Genomic DNA, 16784 nt, shown 5'->3' on the forward strand with positions numbered 1-16784 from the left:
ATACAGTAATAAGTATTAATAAGACTAATTATATTTAAGGATGAAAATAATGGTTCGCTTGCTCTTTACCTTCGCTTTATTGTTACTTACCACTTCTAGCCTTGCGCAAAGTAATCTATTCGTCGACAAATACAAAGGCGGCCGCACCAAGGCTGACGCCCATTACAGCTATATGCCTGTATTAGTGCTAGGCAAAGGTGATCAACGTATAGAGTTAGCGGGGGAGTATCGCGCTTACATGCAGGAGATTGAGCCTAGCGCCAAGCTCGGCTTTTCACATCTACTTGCTGATGTTAAAGCCAAGCTGGAGGCCAAGGGTTTTAGCACACAGGTTTATTGCGTTCAGGAGTGTGATAAACGCACTTACGCTCGGCTAATTGATGATACCTTTCGCGATACAGTGTTGTATCGCTTAGGTTATTACAATGTGCAGGAAAACCGATTTGGCTATCTGTCAGCGATGAAAACAGTGAATGAGCAGCCACGTGCAGTTATGCTGTTTGCTAAACAAGAACGCAGCGGAGGGCTTTCCTTAGGCTATGAGCAAATTGCATCGTTGCCTATGCCTGATGCGGGTCTTAGCGTGCAACAAGACTTTGAGATTGATGCGTTGGATTTTAGTCAGCTAAAAGCCAAGGAAAAAGATGCAAAAGGCAGTGCTGATCACCCATTAATCGAGCGCTTCCCTGGCAGTTATATCAAAAGCAGCGGCGTGAGTGATTATGAACCCTACCCGTTAATTGTCGGTCAGTATAAAAAATCAATTCCGGTGCGCACCGTCGGCGGTAAAGTGACCACGCTAAACTACCGTATTGATAAAACGGTTGGACCTTATGCAGTCCATAAAAACTACATGAATGCACTGACCCAAGCTGGGTTCACTATTATTTATGAGTGCCAAGCACGTAGTTGTGGCAACTATATCTTGCGTGATAATTACCGCGATACCATTTTTGCTAAGCGTCATGATTCTGATATTTATAACATGACTGAAAAAAGCAACTTTTACTTGTTTACAGCTGAGAAAGACACACCTCATGGCAAGCTATACACATCGATGTACAGCCTACAACGTAGGGCCAAGGAAAGTGTTGAGTTGGTGTTTGATATTATTGAAGAAAAAGGAGTTAGCCACGTAGCTTTAAATATCGACAGTGATAATCTTTTAAAAGAAATACAAAACACAGGCAGTGTTTCTTTGTATGGTATTGAGTTTGATTTTAATAAACACACCATTAAACCTAGCTCAAAAGCGCAATTGGATGAAATTGCAAAGTTCTTAACACAAAGGGCTGATGTTTCTTTGTATGTGGTTGGTCACACCGATAACAAAGGTGCATTTGACTACAACCAAGACTTAGCTAGTCGACGCGCTCAAGAAGTGGTGAACACCCTAGTTCGTGATTACCAAATAACCCAACAGCGATTGCAAGCGGTGGGTGTCGGGCCAGTCGCTCCGTTGGCTGCAAACGACAATGACGATAATATGCAGCGTAACCGTCGCGTTGAGTTGGTACTTAAAGCACCCATGTTCCTATAACCAAGCAGTTAAGCCCTGCCTCAGGTTGCAGGGCGCTATGGTTGAATATAAGTTGTTCTGTGGCCTTGTTTTACAAAAGCACTGGTCAGTTATACAAAAAGCGCTGAGCCAGAACCAAAGACTCAATAATATTGGCAAAGCGTAAATTAATCGAAATGAGGACGCAGCTGCTCACGCATTTCCATCATATTGCCAGGGTGGATTTCCCAGCGGTTTTTATCTTCGAACTCAAAATCGATTTTAAAGCGCCCTGTCTCACCATCCATTTGAAACAGCAGTTTTATAAAACGCCAATCGCATTGCTCGTAAACTTCTTCACGGAATTCGAGTAAGGTATCCTCGAGCAACAGCAAGTCGTCTTCAATCCTGGCTGTAGCGAGCTCTACTTTATCGTTATCGTATAGGAAACCAGAGTTAGCGATGTGTCCTTCGTTAAATTCAAAAACAAACGAAAACGCTGTCCATGGGTTTTGCTGTACCTTCTTGCAGCGTAGAAATAGATCTGCAATGTATTGGAGACGTTCCATTGGTATATTCATACGGTGTCCTCTTGTAGGCGTTTGATGCATAAAATCGACAACCAACGCCAAAATAGCGATTAATCGAAATGAGGGCGCAACTGCTCACGCATTTCCATCATATTGCCAGGGTGAATTTCCCAGCGGCTTTTATCTTCAAATTCAAAATCGATTTTAAAGCGCCCGGTTTCGCTTTCCATTTGAAACAGCATTTTGATAAAACGCCAATCGCATTGCTCATAAACTTCCTCACGGAATTCGAGCAATGTGTCGTCTAACAGCAAAGGATCGTCTTCTATTTCCGCAGAGGCAGGGCGTACTGCCTCTGCGTTATATATGAAACCGGAGTTGGCCATATGGCCATCATTGAATTCGAAAACAAACGTAAACGCTGTCCATAGGTTCTCTGCTACGTCCTCACAACGTAGGAAGAGATCTGCAATGTATTGGAGTCGTTCTGTTGGTATATTCATACTGTGTCCTTCTGTAGGCGTTTGATGCATAAAATCGACAACCAACGCCAAAATAGCGATTAATCGAAATGAGGGCGCAGCTGTTCACGCATTCCATCATATTGCCAGGGTGGATTTCCCAGCGGCTTTTATCTTCAAACTCAAAGTCGATTTTAAAGCGCCCTGTTTCACCATCCATTTGAAACAGCAGCTTTATAAAACGCCAGTCGCATTGCTCATAAACTTCCTCACGGAATTCACGAAGAGTATTGCTAAGCATTAACATATCCTCTGCTATTCTAGCTGTTGCGGGTTCAACCTTGTCGCCATTATATAAAAAGCCGGAGTTAGCTATATGGCCATCATTGAATTCGAAAACAAACGTAAACGCTGTCCATAGGTTTTCTGCTACGTCCTCACAACGCAGGAAGAGGTCGGCAATATATTGGAGTCGTTCTGTTGGTATATTCATATTGTTCCCGTATCAGCGCTCTCGGGGCTTGCTAAATTGAGCTCAGAGTTAGATAGGTCAAAGCATGGCTCACGTTAAGAGTTCTTCGAAGATAATATCGATATTTGCTAAGAGTTCGTTATGGATTGGTGCGGTAAAATATCTGGAAGTTAGGACTCCAAAAGTAAAAGCCTTTCCTTCAGGAAGCTCGTCTCTAGGGTTCTTCTCATATTGAGCGCAGGCCAAAATAAACGCCAGTTGCGCCATTATCTCGGGCTTAACGCTGGCAATTGAGTCATCCGTTTCCAGCTTGAGTAACCTCAACGCATTTTGAGTCGCGCTCTCAAGTCTTATGAAATTCATTGTGCCAGTGCCTTGAGCTTTGATATCTGATCCTGTCATTTCACAAGGCATTAAATAACAAGGCCTTTTTTAAAAATTCCTAAGAGATGATTAACAATGCCAACGGTTTTGCTGTACGAAAAGTACCAGACTGATTGGCTGATACTTTTCGCAATCGAAGACCTATAGTAGGCAAATCAGAATAGGCATCAATCGAAATGAGGGCGCAGCTCTTCTCGCATCTCCATCATATTACCTGGGTGGATTTCCCAGCGGCTTTTATCTTCAAACTCAAAGTCGATTTTAAAGCGCCCGGTTTCGCTTTCCATTTGGAACAATAACTTTATAAAACGCCAGTCGCATTGCTCATAAACTTCCTCACGGAATTCACGCAAAGTATTTCGTAGTAATAGAGGCTCCTCTTCAATGCTTGCTGAAGCGGGACGCACTGCCTCACCGTTATAAAGGAAACCAGAGTTAGCTACATGACCTTCGCTAAATTCAAAGACAAACGCAAACGCTGTCCATGGGTTTTGCTGTACTTTCTTGCAACACAGGAAGAGATCAGCAATGTATTGAAGTCGTTCCATTGGTATATTCAAATATCTAAAGCCCTACTCATTGTGATGCTTAAGCGCATTCTTTAAAAGCTCGCAGAACACCTTCGTTTAAAAGCTCATCATCGGTCAACCAGAAGTCTTGAAAGTTTTCCTTAAATTTGCGGCTGGGTCGGCTAAAGTTAGTGATCCTAAAACCCTTTCTAAGTGGTGCGCCAACGTTCATTTCTCTATAAATAGTTACCTTTTCGCCATTTACAAAGATATCCGTTCGGTTTACTCCGGAAGGTAGACCTCCCTCTGAAGAGCTGCTCCAGAATTTCTCTTCTATTGTTTTCGCAATTAAAGGAAGAGTAAGTTTTGGGAATTCAACTTGGTTAACATAAAAGTCAGGGATATCCGGTTTGCCATATTTCGGGGGAGATAGATTAATGAGCACATCTATAGATTCGCTCGATATAATAAGAAAATGTTTTTTTGAATCAGGCGAGCCTTTTTTGAATACAACACACATGTCAGAAGGCAAGTCAAAGGGATTTAATAATTTCATACCGTTACACTCTTGGAGCTTTAATAAGCTTAACTGCATTTTCAAGTTGGTTGATTTCAAGAGGGTCTCTTTCAAACGTGAAAGATTCAACCACGCCGTAGTTACCTTTAGTTTTGCTACCCCAATCTGAGGACTTATCGATTTTCGTTAAGCCGTTACCACTAAACAGTTGATTGGCGCCAAATTGGTTCATAATTCTGAACCTAGCCAAACTTTGATTTTGATTATTATTGTTTTCTATCTCTAAAAATTCTTTAAAATCCTGCTCGTCAAATATGTTACCTCCTTTTTCTTTATATGTTTCAATAGTCTTTTCAAACTCAATGGCACCTTCTTCACTTAGCACTTCATCGATTACCCCTTGGGGAATTTTCCGCTCTTTCAAGTCGCCTTTTAGCTCGCGTTTGCTAAAGTCTTTCATTTTCTCGAACGTAGGAATAAAGGTTTCCCGTTCGGCTTTTGGCGGCATTGAGTGTGAGTCGATGATGGCTAAAGTAAACTCTTGATCTGGGGATATCTCCTTATGATCAATACCGAATAAGGCGGCCAGTAGCATTGGGTCTGTATCCGCATTTTCCATTTGATCGAAAGTAGTTGCCCAATATGGAGCTCTTTTTGAATCTGGTCTGGGGAAGCCAAGACTGGTGTTTTCCGCTTTACTTACATCACCGAAGATTAGCCTCACAAAGAAACGGTCGTTTAGTTCACCTTTTTCGGCTAATTCCGTAAGTTCACTCTGTGAATATTTAGGTTGATATTCGCCGGTCTCTTCTAGACGTTTACGCGCATCCGCCAAGCGCTGCACACACTCTTCCATGCTTTGCGGTGGTGCTTTTTTTGGTGCTGGCGCTTTTTTAGCGCTTGCTTCACTTGCTTGCGGTTCGCTCGCTTTGCTGGTATCCGCTTTTTTGCCTGCGCCGGTGACCACTGGGGCTGAGCTTGTGGAACTGGGTGCGGGTGCCTTTTTCTCTGGGCTTGCCAAATCGGCGCCGCTGCTGCGCTTCGGTGCGCTTGAGCCAGCGGCATCGCTACTGCGTGTTTTATCTGATTTTTGCAGCTGTTGTTTAACCACGTTAGGGTGCTCGGCAATATCCCACAACTCGAACATCACTAAGCGTTCATCCACCAAAGCTTCGGCCACCTCGTTAAGCTGTGAAGTGACAGGCTTATAGCCTGAGCCGAAGCTGGTGATATGTAAATAGTCGAACAAGGTGCTAATAATAAACTGACTATTGCGCCATGGGTCGAGATCATGCAAAAACTGCTCGGCGAATACACGCCCGGACCGAAATGCATAGATGGGATGGGGAAGCATAGGATCATCGGGGATATGTTCAGGGCGACACACCAAATGAGGATGACCAAAACTGCAATACACAATGTAACCGCGAGCGAATGCCGCAGGTGTTACTGGGTTGTAATCCTTGACAAGACTAGAGCTTTCCATAGCACACATAAATTGTTTTTAACTGGCGACAATATTACCCGATATGATGCCTAAAAAAAAGCACAATAAAAAGAAAGCGCCCAGTCAGGGCGCTTATTCTACGCTATGGTGAAGGGGGGCCAATTCCTATGCACACCCCCTGTTTGAATCCAGTTAGAGAGGAACAAAAGGTGGTTGCAATTGCAAACCCTTCGCACGCTTTTACGGAACTTTATAAATAGAGTGATCACTTTTATTTTAAAAAATAACAATCGCGTCTATCTCGTGGCTAGAGAACTAGCGCCTTACTTTAATGCGTGGGCTTAGGTGATTTGTTAGTTGCAACCTAGCATGCCTTTGTTATACTCGGCGCGAACTTTCAGTAAGTAGTGAAAGTTCCTAACCAATATTTCGTAATTAAACCCGAAGTGGATGTACATAGTGCTTTCAGCTAACACGAACAATTCAACCTTGCTAACGCAACCGCTGGTGTTGGGCGCGTGCTTTGGTCGTGGTGTTGTGCTTGCTTGTGTGCTCTTTGCGCTTAATACGGCGTTGTTGCTCAGTGGCTCCCTTGGAGATGCCATCGAGCTTGAAGCGCTAATGGGCGAAGGTTTAAGCCAAGAGCCTTGGTTGGTGGCGGCGATGCAGTTTTTTGCCCAGCCGGTGCTTAGCGCCCAGTTGTTAGTTGGTTTATGTTGGTTATTGTTTCATTTTTTTGCGCCTAAGCGCGCAGCCATTTCGCTGCGTAAAGCGGCGTTTGCCTTTGTCGCTCCCACCCGTTGCCAGAATCCTCAAGGCGCGCATGGGTGCCGCGCTCCTCCATCAGTTGCCGGTTGATTGTTTTAGTTGCTATCCCCTAGGAAATGCGTGTCCTCGGTAGCGCTCTCAGTGCGTCTGCTTAATTTTTGTCACTGACCACAGTCAACCCACCGCAGTGTTATTCGCGGTGCCTCGGGCAGCAATGCTAATTTATCTCTGCACACTCTACATTAGTGAAGGTCAAGCTATACGCTGACTCAGTCGCCCATGTTGCGGCTGCAGAGAACCTTTGGCAAAGCAGCATTTTTGCATCTTGAAAATGCTCCCTTAACCGCGAATTTCGCCCTTTAAGCGCTGTATTTATGCGCTTGAAGTAGCTCAGGCCACTTTGTGGCGAGGTTTAACCTTTAGGTTGTAGGGTAGTGTTTTGTTAACTCGAAAACTCTTTTCATTCGCTTTCGCTCTTATGGTGTTGGCGCTCAGTGGCTGTAGTGGCGGAGTGCTGGACCCCAAGGGGCAAATTGGCATTGATGAGAAAAATCTCATTATTATTGCCACTGTTCTGATGTTGGTTGTGGTGATCCCGGTGATCATCATGACTTTGTATTTTGCCTGGAAATATCGCGATGGTCGCGACCATGAGATTTATGCCCCGAAATGGGCGCACTCGAGCAAAATAGAAGCGGCGGTGTGGACCATTCCCATCGTTATCATCATTGTGCTTGGGGTGATCACTTGGCGCTCTACACAAGCACTTGACCCATACAAGCCGCTGGCTGGGAAAGGGGAACATTTAACCGTGCAGGTGGTGTCGCTAAATTGGAAGTGGCTATTTATCTACCCTGAGCAGGGTATTGCCACGGTCAATGAGCTGGTGTTTCCAGCCAATGTGCCGGTGGAATATAAAATCACCTCGCAAAGTACCATGAACTCCTTTTTTATTCCCCAGCTGGGAAGCCAAATTTACTCCATGGCGGGCATGGAAACCCAGCTACACCTGATTGCCAATGAGCCTGGTACATTCAAAGGCTTTTCAGCTAACTACAGTGGCGCCGGGTTTAGCGGTATGAAGTTTAATGCCATTGCCACCCCCACACAGGCCGACTTTGATACCTGGGTTGCCAATGTCAAAGCCAAAGGGACTAAGTTAGACCAACACAGCTACGAGGCGTTAACCCAACCCAGTGAATACCACCCGGTGAGCTATTACAACGAGGTGGAGCAGGGGCTGTTTCACAGCATTGTGATGAAGTACATGCAAGGTCACGGTGAAATGAATTACTACGCCAAGCCCGAGCATGCGGCGCATAACCAACATCGCGTCGAGGAGTGAAAATGAATCTATTTGGAAAACTATCAATTGAGGCCATTCCATACCACGAGCCCATTATTATGGTGACTTTGGCGGTTGTGGCTGTACTGGGGCTGCTGCTTGCAGCGGCGATGACAAAATATCAAAAATGGGGCGTGCTGTGGCGAGATTGGATCACCTCCATTGACCATAAACGATTGGGCATGATGTACATAACCCTTGCCCTGATCATGTTATTCCGTGGTTTTGCTGACGCTATTATGATGCGCACTCAGCTGGCCATGGCTACCGGCGGGGCGGCCGGGTACTTGCCCCCTGAGCACTACGACCAAATCTTTACCGCACACGGCGTGATCATGATTATCTTTATGGCGATGCCGTTTATGATTGGGTTGATGAACATTGTGGTGCCACTGCAAATCGGTGCCCGCGATGTGGCCTTCCCATTTTTAAACAACCTGAGCTTTTGGCTTACGGCGGGCGGCGCAATACTGATTAATTTATCTCTAGGGCTTGGCGAATTTGCGAAGACTGGGTGGGTCGCCTATCCGCCGCTGTCAGAGTTGTCCTTTAGCCCCGGTGTGGGAGTCGATTATTATATTTGGGCGTTGCAGATATCAGGCTTGGGTACTTTGCTGACGGCGGTAAACTTCCTGGTGACGGTATTTAAAATGCGCGCGCCAGGCATGAGTTTGATGAAGATGCCTATTTTTACTTGGGCATGTACCTGGGCGAATATTCTTATCGCCGCATCGTTCCCCATTTTAACAGCGGTGCTGGCCATGCTTACTCTAGATAGATACATGGATTTCCACTTCTTCACCAATGAAGCAGGTGGTAATGCCATGATGTATATCAACTTATTTTGGGCATGGGGCCACCCAGAGGTTTATATTCTGATTTTGCCAGCGTTTGGCATTTTTTCTGAAGTGATCTCGACTTTCACTGGCAAGCGTTTGTTCGGCTACAAGTCCATGGTTTATGCCAGTGGTGCAATTTCTATTTTAGGCTTTATCGTCTGGCTGCATCACTTTTTCACTATGGGCTCCAGTGCCAATGTAAACGCCTTCTTCGGGGTGATGACCATGGTCATTGCGGTGCCTACTGGGGTGAAGCTGTTTAACTGGCTATTTACCATGTACCGAGGGCGTCTGCGCATCACCGTGCCGGTGCTGTGGACCATTGGCTTTATGATCACCTTTACCGTGGGCGGTATGACCGGCGTGTTGTTGGCCATTCCCGGCGCAGACTACGTGCTTCATAACAGCTTGTTTCTGATTGCGCACTTTCACAACACCATTATTGGTGGCGCAGTGTTTGGCTACCTTGCCGGCTTTGCTTATTGGTTCCCCAAAGCCATGGGCTATAAATTGGATGAGCGTTGGGGTAAGGCGTCATTCTGGTGTTGGCTGGTGGGCTTCTTTGTTGCCTTCATGCCGCTGTATGTACTGGGCTTTTTAGGTATGACGCGACGCCTAAACCACACCAACAACCCAGATTGGAACATCTGGCTGTACATTGCCTTTGCCGGTGCTGTGATCATTATGTTTGGCATCCTATTTCAGGTGATCCAACTGGTGGTGAGTTATAAAAACCGTGCGCAATTGCAAGATACCACCGGCGATCCTTGGAATGGCCATACCTTAGAGTGGTCTACGGCATCACCGCCCCAGTACTACAACTTCGCGAACACCCCGGTGGTACGTGATATTGACGCTTGGACCGATATCAAAGAGCAGGGGCAGGCTTATCAGCAAGGGCAACACTATGCGCCCATCCACATGCCGAAAAACACCTCAGCTGGCGTGCTTATGAGCGCCGCGCTTACGGCATTTTGCTTCGCCATGATTTGGCATATTTGGTGGCTTGCCATTGCTGGCCTTGGCGCCGCTATAACCGTGTTTATTAAGCGTTGTTACAGCAATGACGTTGATTACTATGTGCCGGTGGCTGAAATTGAAGCCATCGAGTCAGCCCATATCCACCATGCAACTGCGGAGGGTCGCTCATGAGTGCCACTACATCAACCGCTATTCACACCTTAGGTGAGGCGCATCACCCCGATTGTGCGCACCACGATACATCAAGCAATACCGTGTTTGGTTTTTGGTTATACCTGATGACCGATTGTTTGTTATTCGCGTCATTTTTTGCCACCTACGCGGTGCTGTACATGAACACCGCCGGCGGGGTTTCCGGCAAAGATATCTTTGAGCTTGACTTTGTTGCCCTAGAAACGGCGGCCTTGTTGCTCAGTAGTATTACCTTTGGTTTTGCCATGATAACCGCTAAGGCGCAAAAACAGGCGGCTACATTGAGCTGGTTGGCGGTTACTTTTGCCCTAGGGGCGGTGTTCATCGCTATGGAAGTGTATGAGTTTCATCACTTAATTGCCGCTGGCAATGGCCCACAACAAAGTGCGTTTTTAACTTCGTTTTTCTCTTTGGTGGGGCTGCATGGCTTGCACGTGAGTGCGGGGTTGATTTGGATGAGCGTGATGATGATTGAGGTGCTGCGCCGTGGGCTTAAGGGGCAAACGGTGACGCGATTAAGCTGTTTAAGCTTATTTTGGCACTTTTTGGATATTGTCTGGATTTGTGTATTTACCGTGGTGTATCTAATGGGGGTGATGTCATGAGTCATAGTGAAACTCACGCGATGGATAAGCTCGAGGCAGTCGCAGAGCAAGGCCTAGTTAATCACGCTAAGGATTATGTCATTGGTTTTGTACTCTCGGTAGTGCTCACCGGTGCACCGTTTTGGGCGGTGAGCAGTGGAGTGTTGTCCACAACCAGTACCTTGGCCACTGTGGTGGTGGCAGCCATAGTGCAAATTTGCGTGCATTTAAAATACTTTTTGCACCTTAACTTTGTTAGTGAAGAAGGCAAAGCGAATAGTATCTCCTTTATTTTTAGTGCCCTTATCATCGTTATGGTGGTTGGCTTATCGGTGTGGATCATTTATGAGTCCAACGCCATGATGATGTACTAACGTTGAGGTCGAGCTTATGTTTCGTCGTTATTTTTCGGTGACTAAACCGGGGATCATCATCGGCAATCTTATCTCTGTGGCGGGGGGCTTCTTGCTGGCCGCACGCGGCGAGATAGACTGGCCACTTATGCTGGCTACGCTCATGGGGCTCTCGTTGGTGGTGGCCTCGGGGTGCGTTGTGAACAATGTTATTGACCGTGACATTGATGCCAAAATGGCGCGCACCCAAGGCCGCGTCACCGTCACCGGCGAAATATCGGCGTCGGCGGCATTGCTCCACGCCTTGGTATTGGCGGTATGTGGTTTTGGCGCATTAATCTACTACACCAATACCTTGGCGGTGGGCTTTGCTGCCTTTGGCTACATCATCTATGTAGGCATATACAGCTTGTATATGAAACGTCACTCCGTGTATGGCACCCTGGTTGGCAGCCTCTCTGGGGCGGTGCCTCCGGTAGTGGGGTATGGCGCCGTCACCGGCCAATTTGATGCAGGGGCAGCCATTTTGCTGCTGATGTTTTGCCTATGGCAGATGCCGCATTCCTATGCCATTGCGATTTTCCGTTATCAGGATTACCGCGACGCCAATATTCCGGTGCTCCCGGTGGCAAAGGGCTTAGCCCGGGCGCAGCGGCATATTGTTTTCTACATTGCTTTGTATGCCTTGGTGGTCATGCTATTGCCGCTCGGTGGCTACACCGGGCTCGCCTTTATGGCGGTGGCATGCACGACTAGTTTTTGGTGGTTGCTGATGGCCCTACGTGGCTATCGCCGCGATATTGATATGCATGGCTGGGCACGCCAAGTGTTTGCCTTTTCCATTGTTAATGTCACTGTGTTGAGCATCACCATGGCTGTGGACTATCACGCTGCCAATCCACAGTTGCTGGTGCTTAATTAGCACCTTTTAGCAGCATTTTCCCAAAGTTAACCAAAGGCCCGTAAGGGCCTTTTTTCTTATAGTTGTGCAGCCTGCTCAACCACAATGGCATGGCGTGCTGCTAGGCGTTCATGGTCTTTATCGTAGCCGCCGCCAATCACCGTAGCCACTGGGGTATTGTGCTGTGCACAGCGTTTGAGCACTGAGCGATCACGTTGTGCGATCCCTTGCCAGCTGACATCCAGCTTACCTAGGCCGTCTTGCTGCCAGATATCAACGCCCGCGTCATACAAGACTAAGTCGGGGTTTAGGCTGTCGAGCAAGTGCACTAGGGTGTCATCGACCACGCCGAGGTATTCGTCATCGCTTATGTGATTGGCAAGACCGATGTCCAAATCACTGGGGCATTTGCGAAACGGGAAGTTCTTTTCACAGTGAATGGAGCAGGTAAAAGCATAAGGTTGATGTTGCAGCAGCGCGGCGGTGCCATCGCCTTGGTGTACATCAAGGTCAAAAACCAACACATTGGTCACTTCGCCACTATTAATCAGCGTTTGCGCCGTGAACGCTAAATCATTAACCATGCAATAGCCAGAGCCAAAGTCATAATGAGCATGGTGAGTGCCTCCTGCCAAATGGCAAGCCACCCCATGAGCAAGGGCAAGGCGGGCTGTTTTCAACGTACCCAAAGGCGCAGTAAAGGTACGCGCCATTAAGTTGTGTGACCAGGGTAGGCCGATACGGCGCATTGCTTTGGCATCTAAGCGGTTATGCCATAGGTCATGCACATAGTTATCGCAGTGAATTAAGCTGAGATCATCCGGGGTCCCGAGCGGCGGTTGCTCAAGGTTATCACCGACCAGGCCCAAGCCTTTTACATGATGGTACAGGCGGGCAAACTTGCTCATCACAAAGCGATGATTGGGGTCAAAGCTAAACGAGTAATTGGGGTGATAAACCAAAGGTAAATGCGGATTCAAGGCCATACAGCAAACAGACTTAGCGATAACGAGAAGTTAAGCGTAACGAAAGAACCTAGAGTTTGTCTAATTTCCTTGAAAAGGGACTGTTATTGTGGTGATAATGTTATGTTGTATCATAACCTTTATGGTAAATCATGAATCTTTCACTTTCTCTTATCTCCTTAGCGTTAGCCAGCAGCCACAATGTGAGTGGTGCCATTGAGCACATCGAAGTCAGTGGGCAGCATCAACTTCCTTCTGCAAGCAGCGAATTGATTGGCGCAAATATTGAACTCAATGGTGCCCAATTAAACGAGTTAAAAGCGCCTACACTCGGCGACACACTTGATACACTGCCAGGTGTGAGCGCAAGCCACTTTGGTCCCTCTGCTAGTCGTCCACAACTCAGGGGATTCGGCGCTCAACGTGTGGTCTTAGCGTCCAATGCGATGGCTGTGCGTGATATGTCTTCTATCAGTGCGGATCAACTTGTGCCGATAGAGCCTTTCTTTGCCGACAATATCCGTGTGATTAAAGGCGCCACTGCGGTGATCCCTTTTGGCGGTGAGGCGATGGCAGGCGTTGTCGATGTTGATGATAGCCGTATTCCAAAACAACTAAGTGCTTGGCAAGCGCAAGAAAAAGTCGAATTGCAAAGTGGCTACAATAGTGCCAGCTCATTGCTAGCGCAAACTCAAGGGCAGCAACAAGGCTTCGCCTTTAATGCCAATATTCTTGTGCGTCAACGAGGTGATTACAAAGTGCCAGACAGCGCCAAGGCACCGGTGTGTGCAAGCTGGTCAGAGTTAGTGACCGATGTGCGCCTAGCCGACCACTGTCAGGTTAATCTAGCGTCGCCGCAGTGGCAGTTTAATGGTGAAAAATGGGTTGATATTACCCCCATTGATGAGCAGATAATTAGTCACTATGGCCTCAATGACCAAGGGAAAGTTAGCAACTCTAGTAGCTATCAAACCTCTGGCTCAATTGGCGGAAGCCAGCTACTTTCAGAGCATCAAGAGCTCGGGTTTGCTTACAGCTTTGGTAAAGCTAACCGGGGGATCCCTGGGTTTATGCATCTAGGGTCCGCAACGGCCCCAAAAGTAGGTCAAGCAGCGGATATTCGCATTTACTCTTCTTTTCATCGTATTGATGGCCGCTACAGTCAACACTTCAATACCCAAAGCTACCTAGACTACCTTGAAATTAATGGCTTTTATTCTCAACAAAGAGATGACGAGACGTTAGCTGGCACCTCCGTTAACCTGTTCGAAGTAGATGCTTTGCAACTCAATCCACGAATTGGCTTTACATGGCACGACCAAGCACCGGCCTCAGTTGGGTTACAGATAGAGCGCAGTGAACACCGAGGCGAGGGGAGCGATAACTATTTGCCTGAGATCGAGGGCAAACGAGAGGCGCTGTATTTACTTCAAAACCTGCACTTGCAAGCATTGCAGCTTCAGTTTGGCGCAAGGTATGACCATATTCAATATAAGCCGAATCTTGAAGGGAGTTATGTGCCCGGGCGTGGCCAAGGAGCAAACGTGCAGGAACGTGAGTTTCACTTGCAAAACTACAGTGTAAGCATGAATTATCATCCCGTGCCTATGTGGTCCCTACATGCTAGCTACACTGATGCGCAGCGTGCACCTGCAATTAATGAGCTCTACGCAAGTAACCCCCATTTGGCTTTATTAATAGAAGAGCAAGGCAATACGCATTTAAATGTCGAACAAAACCGAGCGTTAGAATGGGGGACGCGCGTTACTTTGGGTGACCTACAATTGGCCGCGACCTGGTTTGATAATGAATACACCGACTTCACTTATCTAGGAAATACTGGCGTAAACAGAGGGGGTGTGTATGTTCAAGAGTGGCGTCAGGCTGATACCGATAATCAAGGCTATGAAATTACTTTAGATTATTCATATACCTTTACAGACTGGGGCGTAATAACGCTATCTGCTTTCACAGACAGTGTAAAAAATACGCCTCGCTATCAGTTTGATGGCAGCTACGATCCTTTTGAACTAGATAACTTCCTAAACCCAGATAAAGCACAAGAAGCTGAATATTGGCGGCGCACTATGGAAGGAGATAGCATACCTAAAACTCCAGCGAATAGAACGGGCCTAAAGCTAGGTTGGCAGTATGATGGCTTGCGATTTACTGTAAATTACACACATCATGACAAACAACAAAATGTCGGTAAGCATGAAAGGCCTTCATCAAGCTATGCCTTGTTAGGTTTTGATGCCAGTGTTGTGCAATCTTGGTTAGGAGATAGCGGGGAATTATTTGTCAATATCGATAACATCACTGATGAAGATGCCCGTGCGCACCAAAGTTACTTACGCTTTATTGCTCCATTGCCAGGTCGCAGCATAGCCCTTGGGTTGCGAGCGCGCTTCTAACTCATCGCCGGGGGGCGTTTAAGCCCCTCGTACATACTGTCAGATAAGCACTATACACACAGTGGCTTGGCTTTTTTTAACAACCAAAAATTGCGTAGATGCGCAGCCATCAGCAATAAACTGCCGACAACGGAGAAAAGCACCTCTAAGCTTGGCACAAATAACGCGGTGCCAAGCAGCGACAAGCCAATCAACGCGAGCAGTAACGGCAGTGGTTGATGATGTGGACGCAACCCCTGAGGAAGAGCCCACAGCGCCAAGGCTGCAATAACGAGGAAAAGTCCTTGATGAATGCGCTCTGAGAACAAAAACTGCCCTAAAATAGATGTCGATAGCAAAAAGCCTGCGGGCAATACAATGCAATGGACTAGGCAAAAAGCACTGAAAAAAATAGCTAATTTATCTTTCATAGGTCCTCCCTTAAATTTCAGGTGTTATATTATAACATTTTGTGTTGTGTTGATATCTTCGCATCTTCAAAATAAATCGTCGCTCAGCTATTGAAATTCATCGGCGTGTCCCAATTTAAATTTGAACGGCTATTCAAAAAGGAGTGACTATGTCATTATCAAACCGCCAGATCGTATTGAACTCTCGCCCTGAAGGTGAGCCCGTAGCAGATAACTTCCGCCTGCAAGAGGTGGACGTCCCGAAAGCGAAGCAAGGGGAAATGCTGCTGCGCACGATTTATTTATCTCTTGATCCCTATATGCGCGGGCGCATGAGCGACGCCGAGTCTTATGCCGATCCTGTGGCTATCGATGAGGTGATGGTCGGTGGTACGGTCTCCCAGGTTGTTGAATCTCATATTGAAGGATTTAAAGCAGGGGACTGGGTACTATCAATGAATGGCTGGCAAGATTACGCCATCAGCAATGGTGAAGGCGTTATTAACCTAGGCTCCCAGCCACAAAACCCATCTTATGCTTTAGGTGTTTTGGGCATGCCAGGATTTACCGCTTACATGGGGCTACTTGATATTGGCAAGCCACAAGCGGGGGAAACCGTCGTGGTTGCTGCGGCCAGTGGCGCGGTAGGTGCTAATGTTGGGCAAATCGCCAAGCTAAAAGGGGCAAAGGTCATTGGTATCGCCGGTGGCGCGCAAAAATGCAGTTATGTTAAAGATGAGCTTGGCTTTGATGCCTGTATCGACCACAAAGCCGATGACTTTGCTGAGCAATTAGCCAAGGTTTGCGACAGCGGTATTGATGTGTATTACGAAAATGTAGGTGGCAAAGTGTTTGACGCCGTATTGCCGTTATTAAATACCGGTGCGCGTATTCCGGTGTGTGGCCTTGTGTCGCAATACAATGCCACCGAATTACCGCCAGGGCCTGATCGCTTATCATTGCTGATGGGGAAAATCCTTACTAAACGTATGACCATGAAAGGGTTTATCATTTTTGATGATTACGCGCATCGCTATGAAGAGTTTGCCACCGACATGCAAAAATGGGTGCAAGAGGGAAAAATTAAGTATAAGGAACACCTAATTGAAGGGTTAGAAAATGCACCTGAAGGCCTCAATGATGTTCTGGCAGGGCGTAACTTTGGCAAAATGGTGGTTAAAATAAACAACCCCGAATAATGCAAAAGCGAGCCGAGGCGCTTGCCTCGGCGTTAA

The 16784-nt window shown here is 46.9% G+C and carries 18 protein-coding genes; 9 read left to right on the forward strand and 9 right to left on the reverse strand.

Features of this window, described 5'->3' with window-relative positions; translation table 11 throughout:
* Positions 1-49: 49 nt before the first annotated feature.
* Entirely contained in the window at positions 50-1540 is a 1491-nt protein-coding gene (locus W04_RS01845) for an OmpA family protein (protein ID WP_053909565.1), read from the forward strand.
* A 146-nt stretch (positions 1541-1686) separates the two neighbouring features.
* Here W04_RS01845 and W04_RS01850 read toward each other — a convergent pair whose 3' ends face one another.
* The 7 genes from W04_RS01850 to W04_RS01880 all read right to left on the reverse strand — a co-directional run bounded on the left by W04_RS01850 (position 1687) and on the right by W04_RS01880 (position 5857).
* Entirely contained in the window at positions 1687-2079 is a 393-nt protein-coding gene (locus W04_RS01850) for a hypothetical protein (RefSeq protein ID WP_053909566.1), read from the reverse strand.
* Between the two features lie 59 nt (positions 2080-2138).
* Positions 2139-2531, reverse strand: a complete 393-nt coding sequence (locus W04_RS01855) for a hypothetical protein (RefSeq protein WP_157576220.1) — start codon at positions 2529-2531, stop codon at positions 2139-2141.
* Positions 2476-2982 carry a hypothetical protein gene (locus tag W04_RS01860; RefSeq protein ID WP_053909568.1) on the reverse strand — a complete coding sequence of 169 codons (507 nt, stop codon included), beginning with the start codon at positions 2980-2982 and terminating at the stop codon, positions 2476-2478. The genes W04_RS01855 and W04_RS01860 overlap by 56 nt, the downstream gene beginning before the upstream one ends.
* 69 nt (positions 2983-3051) lie before the next feature.
* Positions 3052-3363, reverse strand: a complete 312-nt coding sequence (locus W04_RS01865; protein WP_157576223.1) for a hypothetical protein — start codon at positions 3361-3363, stop codon at positions 3052-3054.
* A 149-nt stretch (positions 3364-3512) separates the two neighbouring features.
* Positions 3513-3893: a hypothetical protein gene (locus W04_RS01870; protein WP_053909570.1), complete on the reverse strand. Its 381-nt coding sequence runs from the start codon at positions 3891-3893 to the stop codon at positions 3513-3515.
* 40 nt (positions 3894-3933) lie between these two features.
* Positions 3934-4410 (reverse strand): hypothetical protein, encoded by a 477-nt coding sequence (locus W04_RS01875; RefSeq protein ID WP_157576226.1) that lies wholly within the window; start codon positions 4408-4410, stop codon positions 3934-3936.
* Between the two features lie 4 nt (positions 4411-4414).
* Positions 4415-5857: a hypothetical protein gene (locus W04_RS01880; protein WP_053909572.1), complete on the reverse strand. Its 1443-nt coding sequence runs from the start codon at positions 5855-5857 to the stop codon at positions 4415-4417.
* 420 nt (positions 5858-6277) lie between these two features.
* On the opposite strand from W04_RS01880, the gene W04_RS01885 reads away from it, so the two are divergent.
* From W04_RS01885 to cyoE, 6 genes are all read left to right on the forward strand, one after another.
* Positions 6278-6676, forward strand: a complete 399-nt coding sequence (locus W04_RS01885; protein ID WP_373432692.1) for a hypothetical protein — start codon at positions 6278-6280, stop codon at positions 6674-6676.
* Positions 6677-7025: 349 nt separating this feature from the next.
* On the forward strand, positions 7026-7931 hold the full coding sequence (gene cyoA, locus W04_RS01890) for a ubiquinol oxidase subunit II (RefSeq protein ID WP_053909574.1): 906 nt from the start codon (positions 7026-7028) through the stop codon (positions 7929-7931).
* Positions 7932-7933: 2 nt separating this feature from the next.
* Entirely contained in the window at positions 7934-9922 is a 1989-nt protein-coding gene (gene cyoB, locus W04_RS01895; protein WP_053909575.1) for a cytochrome o ubiquinol oxidase subunit I, read from the forward strand.
* Positions 9919-10548, forward strand: coding sequence for a cytochrome o ubiquinol oxidase subunit III (gene cyoC / locus W04_RS01900; RefSeq protein WP_053909576.1), 630 nt, complete (start codon positions 9919-9921; stop codon positions 10546-10548). Before cyoB ends, cyoC begins: the two co-directional genes overlap by 4 nt.
* Positions 10545-10901: a cytochrome o ubiquinol oxidase subunit IV gene (cyoD, locus tag W04_RS01905; RefSeq protein ID WP_053909577.1), complete on the forward strand. Its 357-nt coding sequence runs from the start codon at positions 10545-10547 to the stop codon at positions 10899-10901. Before cyoC ends, cyoD begins: the two co-directional genes overlap by 4 nt.
* A gap of 16 nt (positions 10902-10917) precedes the next feature.
* Positions 10918-11802 carry a heme o synthase gene (gene cyoE, locus W04_RS01910; protein WP_053909578.1) on the forward strand — a complete coding sequence of 295 codons (885 nt, stop codon included), beginning with the start codon at positions 10918-10920 and terminating at the stop codon, positions 11800-11802.
* A 56-nt stretch (positions 11803-11858) separates the two neighbouring features.
* Here cyoE and W04_RS01915 read toward each other — a convergent pair whose 3' ends face one another.
* Positions 11859-12767, reverse strand: a complete 909-nt coding sequence (locus tag W04_RS01915) for a histone deacetylase (protein WP_053909579.1) — start codon at positions 12765-12767, stop codon at positions 11859-11861.
* A gap of 131 nt (positions 12768-12898) precedes the next feature.
* Here W04_RS01915 and W04_RS01920 point away from each other — a divergent pair, with 131 nt between their 5' ends.
* Positions 12899-15160 carry a TonB-dependent receptor gene (locus tag W04_RS01920; RefSeq protein ID WP_053909580.1) on the forward strand — a complete coding sequence of 754 codons (2262 nt, stop codon included), beginning with the start codon at positions 12899-12901 and terminating at the stop codon, positions 15158-15160.
* Positions 15161-15210: 50 nt separating this feature from the next.
* On the opposite strand, the gene W04_RS01925 is transcribed toward W04_RS01920, so the two are convergent.
* Positions 15211-15570, reverse strand: a complete 360-nt coding sequence (locus tag W04_RS01925; protein ID WP_053909581.1) for a MerC domain-containing protein — start codon at positions 15568-15570, stop codon at positions 15211-15213.
* Positions 15571-15719: 149 nt separating this feature from the next.
* Here W04_RS01925 and W04_RS01930 point away from each other — a divergent pair, with 149 nt between their 5' ends.
* Positions 15720-16748 carry an NADP-dependent oxidoreductase gene (locus W04_RS01930; RefSeq protein WP_053909582.1) on the forward strand — a complete coding sequence of 343 codons (1029 nt, stop codon included), beginning with the start codon at positions 15720-15722 and terminating at the stop codon, positions 16746-16748.
* The last annotated feature ends 36 nt before the right edge of the window (positions 16749-16784 follow it).

The sequence above is a fragment of the Pseudoalteromonas sp. SW0106-04 genome, assembly GCF_001293805.1.
In the GTDB taxonomy this organism is placed as follows: Bacteria; Pseudomonadota; Gammaproteobacteria; order Enterobacterales; family Alteromonadaceae; genus Pseudoalteromonas; species Pseudoalteromonas ruthenica.

What these genes read in the sequence shown, in the direction of transcription:
- W04_RS01845 (WP_053909565.1), top strand. Translation starts at nt 50, where the DNA reads ATGGTTCGCTTGCTCTTTACCTTCGCTTTATTGTTACTTACCACTTCT.
- W04_RS01850 (WP_053909566.1), bottom strand. Translation starts at nt 2,079, where the DNA reads ATGAATATACCAATGGAACGTCTCCAATACATTGCAGATCTATTTCTA.
- W04_RS01855 (WP_157576220.1), bottom strand. Translation starts at nt 2,531, where the DNA reads ATGAATATACCAACAGAACGACTCCAATACATTGCAGATCTCTTCCTA.
- W04_RS01860 (WP_053909568.1), bottom strand. Translation starts at nt 2,982, where the DNA reads ATGAATATACCAACAGAACGACTCCAATATATTGCCGACCTCTTCCTG.
- W04_RS01865 (WP_157576223.1), bottom strand. Translation starts at nt 3,363, where the DNA reads ATGACAGGATCAGATATCAAAGCTCAAGGCACTGGCACAATGAATTTC.
- W04_RS01870 (WP_053909570.1), bottom strand. Translation starts at nt 3,893, where the DNA reads ATGGAACGACTTCAATACATTGCTGATCTCTTCCTGTGTTGCAAGAAA.
- W04_RS01875 (WP_157576226.1), bottom strand. Translation starts at nt 4,410, where the DNA reads ATGAAATTATTAAATCCCTTTGACTTGCCTTCTGACATGTGTGTTGTA.
- W04_RS01880 (WP_053909572.1), bottom strand. Translation starts at nt 5,857, where the DNA reads ATGGAAAGCTCTAGTCTTGTCAAGGATTACAACCCAGTAACACCTGCG.
- cyoB (WP_053909575.1), top strand. Translation starts at nt 7,934, where the DNA reads ATGAATCTATTTGGAAAACTATCAATTGAGGCCATTCCATACCACGAG.
- cyoC (WP_053909576.1), top strand. Translation starts at nt 9,919, where the DNA reads ATGAGTGCCACTACATCAACCGCTATTCACACCTTAGGTGAGGCGCAT.
- cyoD (WP_053909577.1), top strand. Translation starts at nt 10,545, where the DNA reads ATGAGTCATAGTGAAACTCACGCGATGGATAAGCTCGAGGCAGTCGCA.
- cyoE (WP_053909578.1), top strand. Translation starts at nt 10,918, where the DNA reads ATGTTTCGTCGTTATTTTTCGGTGACTAAACCGGGGATCATCATCGGC.
- W04_RS01915 (WP_053909579.1), bottom strand. Translation starts at nt 12,767, where the DNA reads ATGGCCTTGAATCCGCATTTACCTTTGGTTTATCACCCCAATTACTCG.
- W04_RS01920 (WP_053909580.1), top strand. Translation starts at nt 12,899, where the DNA reads ATGAATCTTTCACTTTCTCTTATCTCCTTAGCGTTAGCCAGCAGCCAC.
- W04_RS01925 (WP_053909581.1), bottom strand. Translation starts at nt 15,570, where the DNA reads ATGAAAGATAAATTAGCTATTTTTTTCAGTGCTTTTTGCCTAGTCCAT.
- W04_RS01930 (WP_053909582.1), top strand. Translation starts at nt 15,720, where the DNA reads ATGTCATTATCAAACCGCCAGATCGTATTGAACTCTCGCCCTGAAGGT.